Genomic DNA, 17,959 nt, shown 5'->3' on the forward strand with positions numbered 1-17,959 from the left:
CTCGAGCAGGATGCTCAGTCGTCGAGGTCCGCCTCGCTCCGCCGCGCCCGCGCGCGATCGGCCTGCGCCGCGAGCTCGGCGTCGGGCGGGTAGCCGACCGCGACGAGCGTGAGGCCGCGCGCGGGCATGAGGCCCGTGAGCGCCGAGCGGCGGCGCTCCTGCAGCAGCGCCTCGGCCCGCGCGAGCCCGAGCCGGCCCTCGCCCACCCGCACGCACGCGGCGACGAGCGCCCGCACCATCGAGTGGCAGAACGCGTCGGCCGTGAGCGACGCGATCAGCAGCTGCCCGTCGCGGCGCCACGTGAACTCGCGCAGCTCGCGGATCGTGGTCGCGCCCTCGCGCGGGCGGCAGAAGGCGGCGAAGTCGCGCAGCCCCACGAGCGCCTCGGCGCAGCGCGCCATCGCGTCGGCGTCGAGCGGCTGCGGCACGTGCGCGGCCGTGCGCCGCTCGAGCGGGTCGGCCGGCCCCGTCACGATCCGGTAGCGGTACGAGCGGGAGACCGCAGAGAAGCGCGCGTCGAAGCCGGCGGGCGCGAGCGAGACGCGCCGCACCACGAGGTCGCCCTCGCGCGACGCGAGCCGCGAGAGCCGCAGCGCGAGCCGCTCGCCCTCCTGGGCCGTCGCGGGCGCGAGCGCGGCGGGCACGTCGGCGTGCGCGACCTGCCCGCTCGCGTGCACCCCCGCATCCGTGCGCCCTGCCACCGTCACCCGCACCGGCTCGCGCGCCACGGTCGCGAGCGCCCGCTCGAGCTCGCCCTGGCAGGTGCGCAGCCCCGGCTGCGCCGCCCAGCCCGCGAAGCCGCCGCCGTCGTACGCGAGGTCGAGGCGGATGCGCGGCATGCGGCAAGCCTATGCAGGAGCCGCGTGGACGGGACGCGGAGGCGCGCTCGGTAGCCTCGCCGCATGCCCCAGCCCATCGAGGACTACGCCATGATCGGCGACCGGAGCACGGCGGCGCTCGTGGGCCGCGACGGCGCGATCGACTGGCTCTGCCTGCCCCACTTCGACTCCCACGCGTGCTTCGCCGCGATCCTCGGCGATCGCGAGCACGGGCACTGGCGCATCGGCCCTGCGAGCGAGGCGACCTCCACCCGCCGCTACCTGCCGGGCAGCCTCGTGCTCGAGACGACGCACGAGACCGCGACGGGCACGGTGCGCGTGACGGATGCGATGCCCACCGGCGACGACCGGGCCGACGTCGTGCGCGTGATCGAGGGGGTCGCGGGCGAGGTCGAGCTCGAGCAGGAGCTCGTCGTGCGCTTCGGCTACGGCGCCGTGCCGCCCTGGTTCCGGCGCGAGCACGACCGCGGCGAGGAGGTGCTCGTCGCCATCGCCGGTCCCGACCGGCTCGTGCTGCGCGGCGCCCCGCTGCCGCGGGCGCACGAGCACGCGCACCGCGCGACCTTCACCGTGCGCGAGGGCGAGCGGTTCGTGCTCGACCTGTGCTGGCAGCACTCCTGGCAGCCGATCGCGGCGCCGGTCGGCGAGCCCGAGGTGCTCGAGACGACGGTCGCCGAGTCGGCCGAGTGGCTCGCCGAGCTCGACTACGAGGGCCCCTACCTCGAGGCCGTGCAGACGAGCGTGCTCGTGCTCCGGGCGCTGACCGACCAGACGACCGGCGGCATCCTCGCCGCGCCCACCACCTCGCTGCCGGAGGACCCCGGCGGCGAGCGCAACTGGGACTACCGCTTCACCTGGCTGCGCGACGCATCCCTCACCGTCGACGCGATGCTCGCGGTGCGGCTCACCGGCAGGGTGGGGCTCTGGCGCGACTGGCTGCTGCGGGCGATCGCCGGCGACCCGGAGGACATGCGCATCATGTACCGGCGCGACGGCGGCCGCGACCTGCTCGAGCGCGAGCTGCCGCACCTGCCGGGCTACGGCGGCGCGGCGCCCGTGCGCATCGGCAACGGCGCTGCAGACCAGCGCCAGCACGACGTGCTCGGGCAGGTCATGCTCACGCTCCAGCGGCTCCGCGCGATCGGGCTCGACGACACCCACGACTCGTGGCACCTGCAGCGGGCGCTGCTCGACGAGCTCGCGACGCACTGGGAGCGACCCGACCACGGCCTGTGGGAGATGCGCGGCCAGCCCCAGCGCTTCACGCACTCGCGCGCCATGATGTGGGCCGCGTTCGACTGCGGCGTTCGGGCCGTGCAGGAGGGAGGATGCGACGGCGACCCGACGCGCTGGATCGCGCTGCGGGATGCGCTGCGGGAGGAGGTGCTCACGGAGGGCTTCGACGAGACGACCGGCTCGTTCCGCCAGCACTACGGCACGAGCGACGTCGACGCCTCGCTGCTGCAGCTGCCGACGATCGGGATCGTCGACGCCGACGACCCCCGGTTCCTCGGCACCGTCGCGCGCATCGAGCAGGAGCTGCTCGTCGACGGGCTGCCGCTGCGCTACCGCACGACGGGCCTCGACGGCCTCGCCGGCGACGAGCACCCGTTCGTGCTGTGCGGCTTCTGGCTCGTGATCGCCTACGCCCAGTGCGGGCGCCTCGACGACGCCACCGCGCTCATGGACCGCCTCGTGGCGCTGCGCAACGACGTGGGCCTGCTCGCCGAGGAGGTCGACCCGGCGTCAGGCCACCACTGGGGCAACTTCCCGCAGGCGTTCTCGCACCTGGGGCTCGTGCTCGCGGCGGCCGAGCTCGCCCGCGCCGACGCGGGCCGCTGAACGACGAGCGGGGGCCCCGCGATGCGGAACCCCCTCTCGTGTGCGAGGTGCTACTTGCCGGCCTCGGTGAAGCCGGCGGCCTCAGCTGCCTCAGCGGTGCGGAACCACACCTCGGCCACGGTCTGCTCGTACCACTGGCCGTCGGGACGGTGGAACTTCATCGAGTTCGCGTTGCCCTTGATCTCGAAGCCCTCCGGCCCGGAGCCGTCCTCGAGCGCGAGCGCGGAGTCCGGGCCGAAGTCGGTCGTCTCGGCCTCGGTCGCCTCGACCTCGGCGTCAGCGGCCTTCGCCTCCTCGGCCTTCGCCTCGGCGGCCTCCTGGTCGGCGGCGGCCGACGACGCGGCGGCGGCAGCCTTCGACTTCGACGGCTTCTTCGAGACCGGCTCGAGCACGAGCTCGATCTGCGCCATGGGGGCGTTGTCGCCCTTGCGGAAGCCGAGCTTCGTGATGCGGGTGTAGCCGCCCTCGCGCTCGGCGACGAGCGGAGCGATCTCGGTGAAGAGCTCGTGCACGACGCCCTTGTCGCCGATCACGGCGAGCACGCGACGGCGCGCGTGCAGGTCGCCGCGCTTCGCGAACGTGATGAGTCGCTCGGCGATCGGACGCAGGCGCTTGGCCTTCGTCTCGGTCGTCTTGATCGACTTGTGCGTGAACAGCGCGGCCGCGAGGTTCGCGAGCAGCAGGCGCTCGTGCGCCGGGCCGCCTCCGAGGCGGGGACCCTTGGTGGGCTTGGGCATGGTTCGTATCCCTCTAGTTCTTCAGTCGGCCCGCGTTCAGCGAGCGTCCTCGTCGTAACCGCTGTAGAAGTGCGCGCCGTCGAAGCCGGGCACGGCGTCCTTGAGCGACAGGCCGAGCTCGACGAGCTTGTCCTTGACCTCATCGACCGACTTCTGGCCGAAGTTGCGGATGTTCATCAGCTGCGTCTCGCTCAGCGCCACGAGCTCGGACACCGTGTTGATGCCCTCGCGCTTGAGGCAGTTGTACGAGCGGACCGACAGGTCGAGCTCCTCGATCGGCGTGGCGAGCTCGCCGGAGCCGATGGCCTCCGCCGGCGCCTGGCCGATCTCGATGCCCTCAGCCTCGGCGTTCAGGTCGCGCGTCAGGCCGAAGAGCTCGACGAGCGTGCGGCCGGCCGATGCGATCGCGTCGCGCGGCGTGATGGCCGGCTTCGACTCCACGTCGACGACGAGCGAGTCGAAGTCGGTGCGCTCACCGGCACGCGTCGCCTCGACGCGGTAGGTGACCTTGAGCACGGGCGAGTAGATCGAGTCGATCGGGATGACCCCGGCCTCGGCGAACTCGTCGCGGTTCTGCGCCGCCGAGACGTAGCCGCGGCCGCGCTCGATCGTCAGCTCGAGCTGCAGCTTCGCCGAGTCGTTCAGCGTCGCGAGCACGAGCTCGGGGTTGTGGATCTCGACACCGGCGGGAGCCGTGATGTCGGCGGCCGTCACCGTGCCCGCGCCCTGGCGCGAGAGGTAGGCGACCACGGGCTCGTCGTGCTCCGACGAGACCACGAGCTGCTTGATGTTGAGGATCATCTCGGTGACGTCCTCCTTGACACCGGCGATCGTCGAGAACTCGTGCAGCACGCCGTCGAGGCGGATGCTCGTGACGGCGGCGCCCGGGATGGACGACAGCAGGGTGCGGCGGAGGGAGTTGCCGAGGGTGTAGCCGAAGCCGGGCTCGAGCGGCTCGATCGTGAATCGCGAGCGGTGCTCGGCGATGGACTCCTCGGTGACAGTGGGGCGCTGGGCGATCAGCACGTGTCGGTTCCTTTCGGTCGCGAGTCCGCTATATGACTCGCGTGTTCAGTGACGGCGGAATGCCGGGCAGGCGTGATTCGCCTGCCCGGCAGGAGCGACTAGTTGCGGCGCGGCTTCGGCGGGCGAACGCCGTTGTGCGCCTGCGGCGTCACGTCGTGGATCGCGCCGATCTCGAGGCCAGCGGCCTGGAGCGAGCGGATGGCCGTCTCGCGGCCGGAGCCCGCGCCCTTGACGAAGACGTCGACCTTCTTCATGCCGTGGTCCTGCGCCTGGCGCGCGGCCGACTCGGCGGCGAGCTGCGCGGCGTAGGGCGTCGACTTGCGCGAGCCCTTCATGCCGACAGCGCCACCGGAGGCCTGCGTGACGACGGCGCCGGTGATGTCGGTGATCGAGACGATCGTGTTGTTGAACGTCGACTTGATGTGGGCCTGGCCCACCGCGATGTTCTTCTTGTCCTTCTTGCGCGGCTTGCGAACCGCGGACTTGGGAGCTGCCATGTTCCTCTACCCTCCGAGCGGCCTAGCGGCCGGCCTTCTTCTTGCCGGCGACCGTCTGCTTCTTGCCCTTGCGGGTGCGCGCGTTCGTCTTGGTGCGCTGACCGCGCACGGGGAGGCCGCGACGGTGGCGGATGCCCTCGTACGAGCCGATCTCGACCTTGCGGCGGATGTCTGCTGCCACCTCGCGGCGCAGGTCGCCCTCCACCTTGAACGTGCCCTCGATGTGGTCGCGCAGGGCGACCAGCTGATCGTCGGTCAGGTCCTTGACGCGGATGCTGCGGTCGATGCCGAGGGCCTCGAGCGTTGCGACCGACCGGGTGCGGCCGACGCCGAAGATGTACGTCAGTGCGATCTCCACGCGCTTCTCGCGCGGGATGTCGACACCTGCGATGCGTGCCATCGTGTGTCTCCTAAGGAGTATGGGAGGTGTGGTGCAGCGGAGGTGCCTGGGCCTCCCCCCAAGGTGTCCCTCTCGAAGAGAGCTCTGACCGCTGCAGGATCGTGTTCAGTTGTGCGTGCCGCTCAGCGAGCGAGCCGGGGGCTCAGCCCTGGCGCTGCTTGTGGCGCGGGTTGTCGCAGATGACCATCACGCGACCGTGCCGGCGGATCACCTTGCACTTGTCGCAGATCTTCTTGACGCTGGGGTTGACCTTCATGTGTTCGCTTCCTCGCTGGCCTCGTGCTCGCGCGGTCGCGCGAGCCGTTCCTTGCCCGGCAGCCGGTTACTTGTAGCGGTAGACGATGCGCCCGCGGGTGAGGTCGTAGGGGCTGAGCTCCACGATCACCCGATCGCCCTGCAGGATGCGGATGTAGTTCTGCCGCATCTTGCCGGAGATGTGTGCGAGCACGATGTGCCCGTTCGAGAGCTCCACGCGGAACATCGCGTTGGGGAGCGCCTCGTTCACCGAGCCTTCGATCTCGATGACGCCGTCTTTCTTGGCCATAGCCTCTTCAATACTGGTTGCCGGTCGTGCGAGTGGCACGCGCAGAGCGCGCATGACACCAACGGTCGACTCTACGCGGGAAGTGCCCGCTCGCGCAAGCCGGGCGTGTCGCCGCGCCTCACGCTCCAGCGCGTTGCACGACGATGGCGCCCCACAGCATCGAGCGGTCGCGCCGCGCGCGCTTCGCCGCCTCGTCGTCCATCGTGGTCGCGAAGGTGCGCGCGATGACGGGGCCGCCCGGCACGACCGCGCGCAGCGCCGCCTTCCGGAGGTCGCGCACCCACCGCTCGTTGGCGCCGTCGATGACGTTCGAGAGCGAGATGGCGTCGTACGTGCCCGGGGCGATCCGCTCGAGGTGGTCGAGCACCGGCTCGGCGGTCCACGCGACCGACGCCGGGTCGACGGCCGGCGCGCGGTGCCCGGGCAGCTCCTCCCCCAGCAGCAGCCGCCACGCGAACGGGTTGCCGGCGGGCGCGTGCTTGCGCAGCGCGCGGGCGATGCGGCCGCGGATCGCCTCGTCGAAGTGGGGCGGGATGGGCGTGGCGAAGTCGCGCAGCACGAGGGCCGACAGCGCTCCGGCCGGGCCGAGCATCGTCTTCAGGATCGAGGCGAGCGTGCGGTTGTCGAGCCGCTCCTTCCAGTGCGCCTCGGCGCGCATCGGGTCGGTCTCCTGCAGGAACGCGCGCACGCGGCGGCGGCTCCACGCGGGGCTCGCGGCGCGCACCATGCCGCGCCCCACGTCCATGAGCCGCTCCGCCGACCCGGGCTCGAACGCGCCGCCCGCGACCCTGCGCCGCGCGTAGTCGGTCTGCTCGCGGTTGGCGCCGATCGCGGTCACCCGGTGCCCGGCGCCCGCGAGCGCCGCGACGAGCTCGCCCGCGCCCGCCGACGCGAGGACCCGGCTGCCGGGCGCGATCTCGTCGAGCTCGATGGCCGCATCCGCCCAGTCCCAGCCGTGCAGCAGCCGCTGCCTGGGGTTGGCGCTCGAGCGCCCCTGGCGCCGCGCGCCGCGCGTCAGCATCCCGGCCCCGTCGTCAGCATCGCGGCCCCGTCCCGATCGTCACGGCTCCATCCTCACAGACCTCGCCGCCGGAGCGCCCGGGCGCTCGACCGCCGGCCCCGGGTGCCGCTCGCGGCGCGGTCCGAGCGCGCGCAGCGCCCCGAGGATCGCGATGAGGTCGACGAGCTCCTGCAGCCACGCGCCCGCGATCGCCGGCAGGTGCCCGAGGGCCGCGACCGCCATCAGGCCGACCGAGATCGCGATGCCGAGCCAGATGCTCTGGAGCGCGATGCGCACCGTGTCGCGCGCGATCCGGGCCACGCGCTCGACCGCGCCGACGTCCTCGACGAGCACGACCGCGTCCGCCGAGTCGCTCGCCGCCGTCGCGCCCCGCGCGCCCATCGCGATGCCCACGTCGGCGACCGCCAGCACGGGCGCGTCGTTGATGCCGTCGCCGACCATCACCACGGGACGCCGGGTCGCGCCGCGCACCGCCTCGACCTTGTCTGCCGGCAGGCAGTCGGCCTGCACGCGGTCGATGCCGACCTCGCGCCCGACGTGCTCGGCGGTCGCGCGCGCGTCGCCGGTGAGCATGAGCATCTCCGCGCCGCCCGCGCGCAGCGCCGCCACGGTCGCGGCCGCCTCCGGCCGCAGCCGGTCGCGCAGCACGAGCGCCCCGCCGTCCTCGCCGCCGATCGCCACGTACACGGCGACCTGCCCTGGCTCGAGCCGCTGCTCGGGCACCGCCCCGGCGAACCGCTCGACGTAGGCGCGCTTGCCCACGACGACGTGCTGCCCCGCGACCGTCGCCTCGACGCCGTTCGTCGCCGTCTCCCGGGCGTCGGATGCGTCGGGCACCGCGAGCGCTCGGGCCTCGGCCGCGCGCAGCACGGCCCCCGAGAGCGCGTGCGTCGAGTAGCGCTCCGCGGCCGCCGCGAGCGACAGCGTGCGCGACGGGTCCGCCGCGCGCACCTCCTCGAGCTGCGGCTCGCCGCCGGTCAGCGTGCCGGTCTTGTCGAAGACGAACGTCTGGGCGCGCGCGAGCCGCTCGAGCACGTCGCCGCCCTTCACCACCACGCCCGCGCGGGCGGCGCGGCTCATGCCGGCCATGAACGCCACCGGTGCCGCGATGAGCAGCGGGCACGGGGTGGCGACGACGAGCACCTCCGCGAAGCGCGTGGCGTCGCCCGAGAGCCACCAGGCGGCGCCGGCGATCGCGAGCGCGCCGACGGTGAAGGGCACCGCGTAGCGGTCGGCGAGCCGCACCGTGCGCGCCTTCTGCTCGCTCGCCTGCTCGACGAGCCGCACGATGGCCTGGTACTGGCTGTCGACGGCGGCGCGCTCGGCACGCATCCGCACGGCGGCCGCGCCGTTCACGGCGCCGGAGGGCACCGCGCCGCCGACCGCCACCTCGACCGGCAGCGACTCCCCCGTGAGCGACGACAGGTCGAGCTCGGCCGGCACGTCGAGCAGCACGGCGTCGACCGGCACGATCTCGTTCGGCTTCACGACCAGCACGTCGCCGATCGCGACCTCGCCGACGTCGACGGTGTCGAGCCGCCCCTCGCGCTCGATGTGCGCCCGCGACGGGGCGCGCTCGAGCAGCCGCGACAGGTCGGCGCGCGCCCGGTGGGCGGCGTAGTCCTCGAGCGCCTCGCCGCCCGTGAGCATGAGCACGACGATGAGCGCGGCCCAGTGCTCCCCCACGAGCACGGTCGCGGTGACGGCCACGATCGCGAGCAGGTCGATGCCGGCGTGCCCGGCGAGCAGGTCGCGCACCATCCCGACGGCAGAGCGCGCCGCCATCGCGGCCGCCCAGCCGCCGACGACCCACGGCACGAGCCACGCCGCGGGCGTGAGCGCGAGCAGGCCCCCCGCGGCGGCGACGAGGAGCGTCGCCGCCACGAGCGGGTAGCTGCGCAGCAGCGCGACGAGGCTCATGGCCTCACGCTAGCGGCGGCCGGGAGCGCCCGGCCAGGGCGACCGGGCAGCGCGACCGAGCGGTGCGAGCCTGCTGGCCGGCGCCCCCTCAGCGCGCCTGCGCCTCGGCGACCGCGGCCACGAGCTGCGGCGCGAGCGGGTGATCCGCCTCGATGCCCATCACCTGCGCGACGAGGGCCGCCGGCTCGAGCTCGGCGAGCAGCCGCTGCAGCTCGACCGCCTCCTCGTCGCCCGGCGCGTCGAAGCGCAGCGCCGTGCCGATCGCCGCGACGAGCGCGTCGGCCGGCTCGCCCCGCTCGAGCAGCTGCGCCGCGGGCTCCACGAACCGCTCGTGGCGCGAGAGCTTGCGCAGCGGCTGCCGCCCGATGCGCTCGCACGTGTCGGGCAGCGCCGGGTTCTCGAACCGCGCGAGCGCGCGCTCGACGTAGGCGCCGTGCTGCGCGGCGTCGAAGCCGAACCTCGCGACCAGCAGCCGCGACGTGTCGGCGAGCGCCGCCTCGACCGCGTGCCGGATCTCGGGGTGCTCGAGCGCCTCGGCGATGGTCGGGATGCCGCGCATCCATCCCGCGTAGGCGGTGGTCGCGTGCCCGGTGTTGACGGTGAAGAGCTTGCGCTCGATGAAGGGCGCGAGGTCGTCGACGAAGTGGGCGTCGGGGATGCTCGGCTCGCTGCCCGCGAACGGCCGCCGGTCGATCGACCACTCGAAGAAGTCCTCGACGACCACGTCGAGCCCGTGCGGGTCCTGCGGCGGGATGATGCGGTCGACGGCCGTGTTCGCGAACACCGCGCGGCCGGCGAGCTCGGGCGCGTCCTCGAGCACGTGCTCGCGGAGCGTGTCGGAGGCGCCGATCGCGTTCTCGCACGCCATCACCGTCACCGGGTCGCCGGAGCGGAGCGCGAGCCCCGCGCGGATCACCGGCGCGATGAAGCGCATCGCGCTCGGCCCCACGGCGCACGTGACGACGTCGGCCTCGGCGACCGCCCGCGCGGCCGCGTCGGGGTCGGCCTTCGAGTCGATGCCCGTGAAGCCCGTGACCGTGTGCACGCGCGCCTCGGGCCCGACCTCGCGCACCTGGTACGCATCCGCCGCCTGGAGCATCGCGATCAGCTCGGCGTTGACGTCGACGAACGCCACCTCGTAGCCGGCGCGGTGCAGGATCAGCCCGACGAAGCCGCGGCCGATGTTGCCGGCCCCGAAGTGGACGGCGCGCATCACTCGTTGACGTCGCCGAGCAGTTCGAGGATCGCCGCCGCGTCGGGCGCCGCCTCGAGCTTGGCCACCTCGTCCTCGTCGGCGAACACCACCGCGATCTTCGACAGGATCTCGAGGTGCCCGCCGTCCTTGCCGGCGATGCCGACCACGAACCGCACCGGGTTGCCGTCCCAGTCGAGCGGCGTCTCGTAGCGCGCCACCGACAGCGCGGAGTCGAGGATCGCGTCCTTCGACTCGTTCGTGCCGTGCGGGATGGCGAGCAGGTTGCCCATGTAGGTCGAGACGCTCCGCTCGCGCTCGCGCATCGCCTCGGCGTAGTCGGGCGTCACGGCCCCGGCGGCGACGAGCATGTCGGCCGCCTCCTGGATCGCCTCGTCCTTCGTGGTGGCGCGAGGGCTGGTGGTGATCTGGTCGACGGACAGGACGGGCATGGGACTCCTCAGTCGGTGGCGTTGGCTTCGGCGACGAGCCTGACGACGTCGTCGTACTTCGGGCTGTTCATGAAGTTCTCGACCGACACGTGCGTCGCGTGCGGGTTGCGCTGCCGCGCGCGGGCGGTGAGGTCCTGGTGCGTGATGATGAGGTCCTCGCCGCCGTCGAGGTTGGCGATCGCGACGTTCTTCACGTCGACGTCCTCGAGGCCCGCCTTCTTGAACTTGCTGCGCAGCACGCTCGCGCCCATCGCGCTCGACCCCATGCCCGCGTCGCAGGCGAAGACGATGCGGTGGATGGGCTCGTGCGCGTCCGAGGGTGCGGTGCGGTCGGTCGCGGTGGCGGTCGCGGCGCCCGCTGCGCCCGCGGCCGTGAGGCCCGACAGCGCCTCGGACGGACGGCCCTTGTTGGCCTGCGTCTGCGCGACCGCGGCGCCGAGCGCGTCGTCGCCGGCGGCCTCGCGCTCGAGGTCGCGCTTGCGGCTCGCTCGCAGGATGACGGCGGCGACGGCGAAGGTCACCGCGGCCGCGATCACGACCGACAGCAGCACGCCGACGAGGTTGCCGCCGCCGACGAGCAGCGCCTGCGCGCCGACGGCGAAGATGCTGCCGGGCGCCGCGGGACCGGCGAGGCCGGTGCCGAGCAGCATGTTCGTCGCGACGCCCGAGGCGCCGCCGAGCACGAGCGCGGCGATGAGGATCGGCTTCATGAGCGCGTAGGGGAAGTAGACCTCGTGGATGCCGCCCAGGAACTGGATGATGGCGGCACCGGGCGCCGTGGCGCGCGCGGCGCCGACACCGAAGACCGAGAACGCCAGCAGCAGGCCGAGGCCCGGACCGGGGTTGGCCTCGAGGAGGAAGAGGATCGAGCTGCCGTCGGCGGCCACCTCGGTGGTGCCGAGCGGCGTGAGCACGCCGTGGTTGATGGCGTTGTTGAGGAAGAAGACCTTCGCCGGCTCGATGAGCAGCGAGGCGATCGGCAGCAGGCCCGTCTCGACGAGCCAGCCGACGGCGCCGCCGACGACCGACATGATCCAGTTCACGACCGGCGCGACGACGTAGAAGCCGACGAGGCCCATCACGAACGCGACGATGCCGGCCGAGAACATGTTGACGAGCATCTCGAAGCCGGCCTTGACCTTGCCGTCCCACAGCTTGTCGAGCTGCTGCATGACCCAGGCCGAGAGCGGGCCGAGGATCATCGCGCCGATGAACATGTGCACCTGGCCGAGCTCGCCGCTGCCCTCGGGCTGCGCGGCGTTGAACTGGGCGATGAGCCAGTCGGAGCCGGCGATCGCGCCCATGACCGCGAAGGCGCCGACCACCGCGCCGCGCGTGCCGTAGACCATCCGGCCGCCGGTGCCGGCGATGAGGATGGGCAGCAGGTAGTGGATCGTCGGGCCGACGATGCTCGCGAGGCTCTCGTTCGGGAGGGGCCCGACCGGGATGAACAGCGCGGTCAGGATGCCCCAGGCGATGAGCGCCGGGATGTTCGGCATGATCATGCCGGAGAGGAAGGTGCCGAACCTCTGGACGGCGACGCGCGCCCCGCCCCGCTGTCCGGCGGGTGCGGTGGTGGTCATCATCGACTCCGTGCTGTGAAGGGGATCAGGCGTCGTGGTCGGTGGCGAGCAGCTGCTCGAGCTCGTCGAGCGCGGCCTCGTCGTCGGTCGTGATCGTGACGGTGTCGCCCTTGCTCACGCCGAGCGAGATCACCGAGAGGATGCTCGCGGCGTTGACCTGCTTGTCGCCCTTCGTGACCGTGACGGGCGCGGATGCGCGCCCTGCGGCCTGCGCGAAGAGGGAGGCGGGCCGGGCGTGCAGCCCGTGCGACGACTCGACGGTGACGGTGCGCTCGGCCATGCTGCTCCTCCGCGACGGGGCCGCGACCGGCCCGGGTGCAGTCACGCTACCACCGGCTCCCGGGAGCTGGCGGGGGCCTCAGCGGTCGGGGATGGGGGTCGGCTCGATGCCGAACGGGGCGAGGCCCGCGGCGCCGCCGTCGAGCGCCGTGAGCACCCAGATGCCGCCCGAGTGCACCGCGACGGAGTGCTCCCACTGGCACGCGTCGGCGCCGTCGGCGCTGCGCACGCTCCAGCCGTCGTCGTCGACCGTGGTCTCGATGCTGCCGGCGTGGATGATGGGCTCGATCGCCACGCACAGGCCCGGCTTCACGGCCGGCCCCATGACGCGGGTGCGGTAGTTGAACACCGGCGGGTCCTCGTGCATGCTCGCGCCGATGCCGTGGCCGATGTAGTCCTCGCTGATGCCGTAGTCGCTGTGCGCCTCGATGTGCTCCTCGATCGCGATGCCGACCTCGCCGAGCTGCTTGGCGCCGGCGAGCGCGGCGACGCCAGCCCAGAGCGCGCCGCGCGTGACGTCGCTCAGCCGCTGCCGCGCGGCCGCGGTCTCGGGGTCGCCGCCGGGCACGACGACCGAGATGGCGGCGTCGCCGTGGAAGCCGCCGATCGTCGCGCCGCAGTCGACGGTGATGAGGTCGCCGGGCTGCAGCGGCTCGTCGTCGGGGATGCCGTGCACGACGACGTCGTTGACGTTGACGCAGAGCGTGTGCTCGTACCCGGGCTCGAGCTGGAAGTTCGGCACCGCGCCGTGCTCGCGGATCACGCGCTCGGCGATCGCGTCGAGCTCGAGCGTCGTGACGCCCGGGGCGATCGCCGCCTCCACCGCCTCGAGGGCGAGCGCGGTGATGCGGCCCGGCTCGCGCATGCCGGCGAGCTCGCGCCGCGACTTGTAGGGCCCGCGCCCGCGCATCAGGCGCGGATGCCGCGCTCGGCGAGGCCGGCGAGGATGCGGTCGGTCACCTCGTCGACGGCGCCGATGCCGTCGACCTCCACCACGAGGTCGCGATCGCCGAAGATCGCGATCAGCGGCGCGGTCTCGCGCTCGTAGACCTCGAGCCGGCGGCGGATGACCGCCTCGGTGTCGTCGCTGCGGCCCTGCTGCTCGGCGCGCGCGAGCAGGCGGCGGACGACCTCCTCGGTGTCGGCGACGAGCCGGATCACCGCGTCGAGCTGCTCGCCGCGGCGCAGGTTCACGCCGTCGAGGAACTCGACCTGCCCCGCCGTGCGCGGGTAGCCGTCGAGCAGGTAGCCCTCGGCGGCGTCGTCCTGCGCGAGCCGGTCGTCGACGAGCTCGTTCGTGAGCTCGTCGGGCACGTAGTCCCCCGCGTCGAGGATCGCCGTCACGCGCTGGCCGAGCTCGGTCTGCTCCTTGATGTTCTGCCGGAAGATGTCTCCGGTCGACACCGCGGGCACGCCGAGCGCGGTCGCGATCCTGGCAGCCTGCGTGCCCTTGCCCGCACCGGGCGGACCGACGATGAGGAGGTTCGGCATCTAGCGGATGAGCCCTTCGTAGTGGCGCTGCTGCAGCTGCGCGTCGATCTGGCGGACCGTCTCGAGGCCGACGCCGACGATGATGAGGATCGAGGCGCCGCCGAACGGGAAGTTCTGGTTGGCGCCGACCGTGGCCAGCGCGATCAGCGGGATGAGCGCGATCAGGCCCAGGTAGATCGATCCGGGGAACGTGATGCGGGTGAGCACGTAGTCGAGGTACTCGGCGGTCGGCCGTCCCGCGCGGATGCCCGGGATGAAGCCACCGTACTTCTTCATGTTGTCGGCCACGTCCTCCGGGTTGAAGGTGATGGCGACGTAGAAGTAGGTGAAGCCCACGATCAGCAGGAAGAACACCAGCATGTAGAGCGGGTGGTCGCCGGTCGTGAAGTTGGCCTGCACCCACAGCACCCAGTCGGCCGGCGCGGAGCCGTCGGCGGGCATGTTGAACTGCGCGACGAGCGCGGGCAGGTACAGCAGCGACGACGCGAAGATGACGGGCACGACGCCGGCCATGTTCACCTTGATCGGGATGTAGGTGGACTGGCCGCCGTACATCCGCCTGCCGACCATGCGCTTCGCGTACTGGACGGGGATGCGCCGCTGCGACTGCTCGACGAAGACCACGAGGCCCATGATGAGCACGCCGACGAGCAGCACCATGACGAAGGTGTTGAAGCCCTGGGTCTCGAGGATGATGCCGAGGGCGCCGGGGAAGGTCGCGGCGATCGACGTGAAGATGAGGAGCGACATGCCGTTGCCGACGCCGCGCTCGGTGATGAGCTCGCCGAGCCACATGATGAGGCCGGTGCCGGCCGTCATGGTGAGGATCATGAGCGAGATGGCCCACCACGAGTCGTTCGTCAGCAGGTTCTGGCACTGCGGCAGCGCGGGGCCGCCGGTGGCCGAGAACAGCGCGCCGGAGCGCGCGACGGTGATGAGGGTCGTCGACTGCAGCACGCCGAGCGCGATCGTGAGGTAGCGCGTGTACTGCGTGAGCTTCGCCTGCCCCGACTGGCCCTCCTTGTAGAGCGCCTCGAAGTGCGGGATCACCACGCGGAGCAGCTGCACGATGATCGCCGCGGTGATGTAGGGCATGATGCCCAGCGCGAAGATGCTCAGCTGCAGCAGGGCGCCGCCGGAGAACAGGTTCACCAGCTGGTAGAGCCCGGTGGCCGTCTGGTTCGCTGCGATGCACTCCTGCACGTTGCCGTAGTCGACGAACGGCGCGGGGATGAACGACCCGAGCCGGAACACCGCCACGATGGCGAGCGTGAAGAGGATCTTCCGACGCAGGTCGCGCGTCCTGAAGATGCGTGCGATGGCACTGAACACGTGCAGCCTTCCGAGAATGGCAAGTGGGGCGGCCCGCGCACGGACCGCCCCTCAGCCTACTTACTTGACCGAGCCGCCTGCGGCCACGATCTTCTGCTCAGCAGCTGCCGAGACCTTGTCGACGGCGACGGTCAGCGCGACCGTCAGCTCGCCGCCGGCGAGCACCTTGACGAGCTCGTTCTTGCGGACGGCGCCCTTGGCGACCAGGTCGGCGACGGTGACGTCGCCCCCGTTCGGGAACAGCGCCTGCAGCTGGCCGACGTTGACGACCTGGTACTCCGTGCGGAACGGGTTCTTGAAGCCGCGCAGCTTCGGAGCGCGCATGACGCTGTTCAGCTGGCCGCCCTCGAAGCCGGGACGCACCGAGTAGCGGGCCTTCGTGCCCTTCGTGCCTCGACCGGCCGTCTTGCCCTTCGACGCCTCACCGCGACCGACGCGCGTGCGGGCGGTCTTCGCGCCCGGCGCGGGCCGGAGGTGGTGCACCTTGAGCGACGGCAGCTCGGCCGACTCGTTCTTCTCAGTCATTCTGGATCTCCTCGACCTTGACGAGGTGCCGGACCGTGTTGACGTAACCGCGGTTCTGCTCGTTGTCCTCGCGCTCGACCGACTGGCCGATGCGCTTGAGGCCCAGCGAGCGCAGCGTCTCGCGCTGGTACTGCTTCTCGCTGATCACGGACTTGATCTGCGTGATCTTCAGCTTGCTCACTTGGATGCCGCCTTCGCGATCTCAGCCTCGTGCTTGGTGTGCTCCGCCTCGGCGCGGAGCAGGCGCTCCGGCACGACGCGGTCGACATCGAGGCCACGACGGGCGGCCACTGCGCGGGGCTCCTCGAGCTGGCGCAGCGCCGCCACCGTCGCGTGGACGATGTTGATGGAGTTCGACGAGCCGAGCGACTTGCTCAGGACGTCGTGGATGCCGGCGCACTCGAGGACGGCGCGCACGGGGCCGCCCGCGATGACACCGGTACCGGCGGCAGCGGGACGGAGCAGCACGACGCCGGCAGCGGCCTCGCCCTGCACCGGGTGCGGGATCGTCTTGGCGATGCGGGGGACGCGGAAGAAGTTCTTCTTCGCCTCCTCGACGCCCTTCGAGATGGCCGTGGGGACCTCGCGGGCCTTGCCGTAGCCGACGCCGACCATGCCGTCGCCGTCGCCCACGACGACGAGCGCCGTGAAGCTGAAGCGGCGGCCGCCCTTGACGACCTTCGAGACGCGGTTGATCGTCACGACGCGCTCGAGGAACTGGTTCTCCGTGCCGCGGTCGTCACGACGCCCGCGCTCGCCGCGCGTGCCGCGGTCGCGGCTGCCGCGGCGCTGCTCGCGAGGCTCGTCGCGGTGGTCGCCGCCCTGGCCGGCCTCAGCGGGCGCAGCCTGCTGCGTGGTGTCCGTCACCTGCGTGTCCTTGTTCTCTTCGCTCACAGTCCCAGCCCTGCCTCTCGTGCGCCGTCGGCGATCGCGGCGACGCGACCGGCGTAGCGGTTGCCGCCGCGGTCGAACACGACCGACTCGATGCCGGCCGCCTTGGCGCGCTCCGCGACGAGCTCGCCGACGCGCTTCGCCTTGGCGGTCTTGTCGCCGTCGAAGCCGCGGAGGTCAGCCTCCATCGTGGATGCGGACGCCACGGTGACGCCCTTCGAGTCGTCGACGACCTGCACGAACACGTGGCGTGCCGAGCGGGTGACGACCAGGCGCGGCACCGACGCGGTGCCGACGATCTTCTTGCGGAGGCGTGCGTGGCGACGACCGCGGGCAGCCGACTTGCTCTTGCCTCGGGTACCGATGCCCATCACTTACCAGCCTTTCCAGCCTTGCGGCGGATCTGCTCGCCCGCGTAGCGGACGCCCTTGCCCTTGTAGGGCTCCGGCTTGCGCAGCTTGCGGAGGTTCGCGGCCACCTCGCCGACGGCCTGCTTCGAGATGCCGCTGACGGTGACCTTGTTGTTGCCCTCGACCGTGAACGTGATGCCGGCGGGCGGCTCGACGCTGATCGGGTGCGAGTAGCCGAGCGCGAACTCGATGCCCGTGCCCTTCGCCGCCACGCGGTAGCCGGTGCCGACGACCTCGAGCGACTTGGAGTAGCCCTCCGTGACGCCGAGGATGTCGTTGGCGATCAGCGTGCGGGTCAGGCCGTGCAGCGAGCGCGACTCGCGCTCGTCGTCCGGGCGCGTGACCTGGATCTGGCCGTCGGCCACCTCGACCTGGATCGGCTTGGCGATCGGGACCTGGAGCTCGCCCTTGGGGCCCTTGACGGTGACGACGTCGCCGTGCACCGTGATGTCGACACCCGAGGGGATGTCGATGGGAAGACGTCCGATTCGTGACATGTCAGCTCACCACACGTAGGCGAGGACTTCCCCGCCGACGCCCTTCTGCTCGGCCTCACGGTCCGTGAGGAGGCCCGAGCTCGTGGACAGGATGGCGACGCCGAGGCCGCCGTGGACCTGAGGGATCTCGGCCGAGCGTGCGTACACCCGGAGGCCGGGCTTCGACACGCGCTTGAGGCCGACGATCGCGCGCTCGCGGTTCGGGCCGTACTTCAGGCTGAGGGTCAGCGTCTTGCCGACGCGTGCGTCCTCGACCTTCCAGGCCGAGATGAAGCCCTCGCGCTCGAGGATCTCGGCGATGCTCGCCTTCAGGGTCGACGACGGCAGCGTGACCTCGTCGTGCATGGCCGTGTTGGCGTTGCGCAGACGCGTCAGCATGTCGGCGACCGGATCGGTCATCGTCATGGGTGGTTCTCCGTTCTGGTTTCGCTGCCCGTTCCGCGGACAGCGACCTTGAAGCTGCTCGGCGCCGGCGGCGCCG

General features: G+C 72.2%; 23 protein-coding genes. 1 reads left to right on the forward strand and 22 read right to left on the reverse strand.

Annotated features, from left to right (window positions below):
• Window positions 1-14 precede the first annotated feature (14 nt).
• On the reverse strand, window positions 15-839 hold the full coding sequence (gene truA / locus FQ330_RS04655; protein WP_146355651.1) for a tRNA pseudouridine(38-40) synthase TruA: 825 nt from the start codon (window positions 837-839) through the stop codon (window positions 15-17).
• A gap of 63 nt (window positions 840-902) precedes the next feature.
• On the opposite strand from truA, the gene FQ330_RS04660 reads away from it, so the two are divergent.
• On the forward strand, window positions 903-2,681 hold the full coding sequence (locus tag FQ330_RS04660) for a glycoside hydrolase family 15 protein (protein ID WP_146355653.1): 1,779 nt from the start codon (window positions 903-905) through the stop codon (window positions 2,679-2,681).
• 50 nt (window positions 2,682-2,731) lie between these two features.
• Here FQ330_RS04660 and rplQ read toward each other — a convergent pair whose 3' ends face one another.
• The 21 genes from rplQ to rpsH all read right to left on the reverse strand — a co-directional run bounded on the left by rplQ (window position 2,732) and on the right by rpsH (window position 17,883).
• Complete coding sequence (gene rplQ, locus FQ330_RS04665; protein WP_146355655.1) at window positions 2,732-3,418, reverse strand: 50S ribosomal protein L17, sunset domain variant; 687 nt, start codon at window positions 3,416-3,418, stop codon at window positions 2,732-2,734.
• 36 nt (window positions 3,419-3,454) lie between these two features.
• Entirely contained in the window at window positions 3,455-4,444 is a 990-nt protein-coding gene (locus tag FQ330_RS04670; protein WP_128190177.1) for a DNA-directed RNA polymerase subunit alpha, read from the reverse strand.
• Window positions 4,445-4,542: 98 nt separating this feature from the next.
• The gene (gene rpsK / locus FQ330_RS04675) at window positions 4,543-4,941 is read right to left on the reverse strand and encodes a 30S ribosomal protein S11 (protein WP_128190176.1); all 399 of its coding nucleotides are present in this window, start codon (window positions 4,939-4,941) and stop codon (window positions 4,543-4,545) included.
• A 22-nt stretch (window positions 4,942-4,963) separates the two neighbouring features.
• Complete coding sequence (rpsM, locus tag FQ330_RS04680) at window positions 4,964-5,341, reverse strand: 30S ribosomal protein S13 (RefSeq protein ID WP_128190175.1); 378 nt, start codon at window positions 5,339-5,341, stop codon at window positions 4,964-4,966.
• Window positions 5,342-5,483: 142 nt separating this feature from the next.
• On the reverse strand, window positions 5,484-5,597 hold the full coding sequence (gene rpmJ / locus FQ330_RS04685) for a 50S ribosomal protein L36 (protein WP_038503151.1): 114 nt from the start codon (window positions 5,595-5,597) through the stop codon (window positions 5,484-5,486).
• A 66-nt stretch (window positions 5,598-5,663) separates the two neighbouring features.
• On the reverse strand, window positions 5,664-5,885 hold the full coding sequence (infA, locus tag FQ330_RS04690) for a translation initiation factor IF-1 (protein ID WP_128190174.1): 222 nt from the start codon (window positions 5,883-5,885) through the stop codon (window positions 5,664-5,666).
• 118 nt (window positions 5,886-6,003) lie between these two features.
• Window positions 6,004-6,906 carry a methyltransferase domain-containing protein gene (locus FQ330_RS04695; protein WP_146355657.1) on the reverse strand — a complete coding sequence of 301 codons (903 nt, stop codon included), beginning with the start codon at window positions 6,904-6,906 and terminating at the stop codon, window positions 6,004-6,006.
• Between the two features lie 39 nt (window positions 6,907-6,945).
• The gene (locus tag FQ330_RS04700) at window positions 6,946-8,826 is read right to left on the reverse strand and encodes a heavy metal translocating P-type ATPase (RefSeq protein WP_146355659.1); all 1,881 of its coding nucleotides are present in this window, start codon (window positions 8,824-8,826) and stop codon (window positions 6,946-6,948) included.
• A gap of 88 nt (window positions 8,827-8,914) precedes the next feature.
• Window positions 8,915-10,039, reverse strand: coding sequence for a mannitol-1-phosphate 5-dehydrogenase (locus FQ330_RS04705; protein WP_146355661.1), 1,125 nt, complete (start codon window positions 10,037-10,039; stop codon window positions 8,915-8,917).
• Window positions 10,039-10,470: a PTS sugar transporter subunit IIA gene (locus tag FQ330_RS04710; RefSeq protein ID WP_128189872.1), complete on the reverse strand. Its 432-nt coding sequence runs from the start codon at window positions 10,468-10,470 to the stop codon at window positions 10,039-10,041. Before FQ330_RS04710 ends, FQ330_RS04705 begins: the two co-directional genes overlap by 1 nt.
• 8 nt (window positions 10,471-10,478) lie before the next feature.
• The gene (locus FQ330_RS04715; protein ID WP_146355663.1) at window positions 10,479-12,053 is read right to left on the reverse strand and encodes a PTS mannitol transporter subunit IICB; all 1,575 of its coding nucleotides are present in this window, start codon (window positions 12,051-12,053) and stop codon (window positions 10,479-10,481) included.
• A gap of 25 nt (window positions 12,054-12,078) precedes the next feature.
• Entirely contained in the window at window positions 12,079-12,333 is a 255-nt protein-coding gene (locus tag FQ330_RS04720; protein WP_128189870.1) for an HPr family phosphocarrier protein, read from the reverse strand.
• 78 nt (window positions 12,334-12,411) lie between these two features.
• Window positions 12,412-13,242, reverse strand: a complete 831-nt coding sequence (map, locus tag FQ330_RS04725; RefSeq protein WP_128189869.1) for a type I methionyl aminopeptidase — start codon at window positions 13,240-13,242, stop codon at window positions 12,412-12,414.
• Entirely contained in the window at window positions 13,242-13,823 is a 582-nt protein-coding gene (locus tag FQ330_RS04730; protein ID WP_128189868.1) for an adenylate kinase, read from the reverse strand. The genes map and FQ330_RS04730 overlap by 1 nt, the downstream gene beginning before the upstream one ends.
• Window positions 13,824-15,155: a preprotein translocase subunit SecY gene (secY, locus tag FQ330_RS04735; RefSeq protein ID WP_128189867.1), complete on the reverse strand. Its 1,332-nt coding sequence runs from the start codon at window positions 15,153-15,155 to the stop codon at window positions 13,824-13,826.
• Between the two features lie 60 nt (window positions 15,156-15,215).
• The gene (rplO, locus tag FQ330_RS04740; RefSeq protein ID WP_128189866.1) at window positions 15,216-15,680 is read right to left on the reverse strand and encodes a 50S ribosomal protein L15; all 465 of its coding nucleotides are present in this window, start codon (window positions 15,678-15,680) and stop codon (window positions 15,216-15,218) included.
• A complete protein-coding gene (rpmD, locus tag FQ330_RS04745; protein WP_021010879.1) occupies window positions 15,673-15,861 on the reverse strand; it encodes a 50S ribosomal protein L30 in 189 nt (62 codons plus the stop codon). The genes rplO and rpmD overlap by 8 nt, the downstream gene beginning before the upstream one ends.
• Window positions 15,858-16,574 carry a 30S ribosomal protein S5 gene (rpsE, locus tag FQ330_RS04750; RefSeq protein ID WP_225792692.1) on the reverse strand — a complete coding sequence of 239 codons (717 nt, stop codon included), beginning with the start codon at window positions 16,572-16,574 and terminating at the stop codon, window positions 15,858-15,860. Before rpsE ends, rpmD begins: the two co-directional genes overlap by 4 nt.
• A complete protein-coding gene (rplR, locus tag FQ330_RS04755; protein ID WP_128189875.1) occupies window positions 16,571-16,942 on the reverse strand; it encodes a 50S ribosomal protein L18 in 372 nt (123 codons plus the stop codon). The genes rpsE and rplR overlap by 4 nt, the downstream gene beginning before the upstream one ends.
• Entirely contained in the window at window positions 16,942-17,478 is a 537-nt protein-coding gene (gene rplF / locus FQ330_RS04760; protein WP_128189865.1) for a 50S ribosomal protein L6, read from the reverse strand. Before rplF ends, rplR begins: the two co-directional genes overlap by 1 nt.
• Before the next feature lie 6 nt (window positions 17,479-17,484).
• On the reverse strand, window positions 17,485-17,883 hold the full coding sequence (gene rpsH, locus FQ330_RS04765; RefSeq protein WP_128189864.1) for a 30S ribosomal protein S8: 399 nt from the start codon (window positions 17,881-17,883) through the stop codon (window positions 17,485-17,487).
• Between the last annotated feature and the right edge of the window lie 76 nt (window positions 17,884-17,959).

Source organism: Agrococcus sediminis (genome assembly GCF_007923295.1).
GTDB lineage: Bacteria > Actinomycetota > Actinomycetes > Actinomycetales > Microbacteriaceae > Agrococcus > Agrococcus sediminis.

Coding starts and splice junctions, on each gene's coding strand:
- rplQ (WP_146355655.1), bottom strand. CDS start 3,418: ATGCCCAAGCCCACCAAGGGTCCCCGCCTCGGAGGCGGCCCGGCGCAC.
- rplR (WP_128189875.1), bottom strand. CDS start 16,942: ATGGGCATCGGTACCCGAGGCAAGAGCAAGTCGGCTGCCCGCGGTCGT.
- rplF (WP_128189865.1), bottom strand. CDS start 17,478: ATGTCACGAATCGGACGTCTTCCCATCGACATCCCCTCGGGTGTCGAC.
- rplO (WP_128189866.1), bottom strand. CDS start 15,680: ATGACTGAGAAGAACGAGTCGGCCGAGCTGCCGTCGCTCAAGGTGCAC.
- rpsM (WP_128190175.1), bottom strand. CDS start 5,341: ATGGCACGCATCGCAGGTGTCGACATCCCGCGCGAGAAGCGCGTGGAG.
- FQ330_RS04715 (WP_146355663.1), bottom strand. CDS start 12,053: ATGACCACCACCGCACCCGCCGGACAGCGGGGCGGGGCGCGCGTCGCC.
- rpsH (WP_128189864.1), bottom strand. CDS start 17,883: ATGACGATGACCGATCCGGTCGCCGACATGCTGACGCGTCTGCGCAAC.
- FQ330_RS04660 (WP_146355653.1), top strand. CDS start 903: ATGCCCCAGCCCATCGAGGACTACGCCATGATCGGCGACCGGAGCACG.
- truA (WP_146355651.1), bottom strand. CDS start 839: ATGCCGCGCATCCGCCTCGACCTCGCGTACGACGGCGGCGGCTTCGCG.
- FQ330_RS04695 (WP_146355657.1), bottom strand. CDS start 6,906: ATGCTGACGCGCGGCGCGCGGCGCCAGGGGCGCTCGAGCGCCAACCCC.
- FQ330_RS04700 (WP_146355659.1), bottom strand. CDS start 8,826: ATGAGCCTCGTCGCGCTGCTGCGCAGCTACCCGCTCGTGGCGGCGACG.
- FQ330_RS04705 (WP_146355661.1), bottom strand. CDS start 10,039: ATGCGCGCCGTCCACTTCGGGGCCGGCAACATCGGCCGCGGCTTCGTC.
- FQ330_RS04710 (WP_128189872.1), bottom strand. CDS start 10,470: ATGCCCGTCCTGTCCGTCGACCAGATCACCACCAGCCCTCGCGCCACC.
- rpsK (WP_128190176.1), bottom strand. CDS start 4,941: ATGGCAGCTCCCAAGTCCGCGGTTCGCAAGCCGCGCAAGAAGGACAAG.
- FQ330_RS04730 (WP_128189868.1), bottom strand. CDS start 13,823: ATGCCGAACCTCCTCATCGTCGGTCCGCCCGGTGCGGGCAAGGGCACG.
- FQ330_RS04720 (WP_128189870.1), bottom strand. CDS start 12,333: ATGGCCGAGCGCACCGTCACCGTCGAGTCGTCGCACGGGCTGCACGCC.
- rpmJ (WP_038503151.1), bottom strand. CDS start 5,597: ATGAAGGTCAACCCCAGCGTCAAGAAGATCTGCGACAAGTGCAAGGTG.
- map (WP_128189869.1), bottom strand. CDS start 13,242: ATGCGCGGGCGCGGGCCCTACAAGTCGCGGCGCGAGCTCGCCGGCATG.
- infA (WP_128190174.1), bottom strand. CDS start 5,885: ATGGCCAAGAAAGACGGCGTCATCGAGATCGAAGGCTCGGTGAACGAG.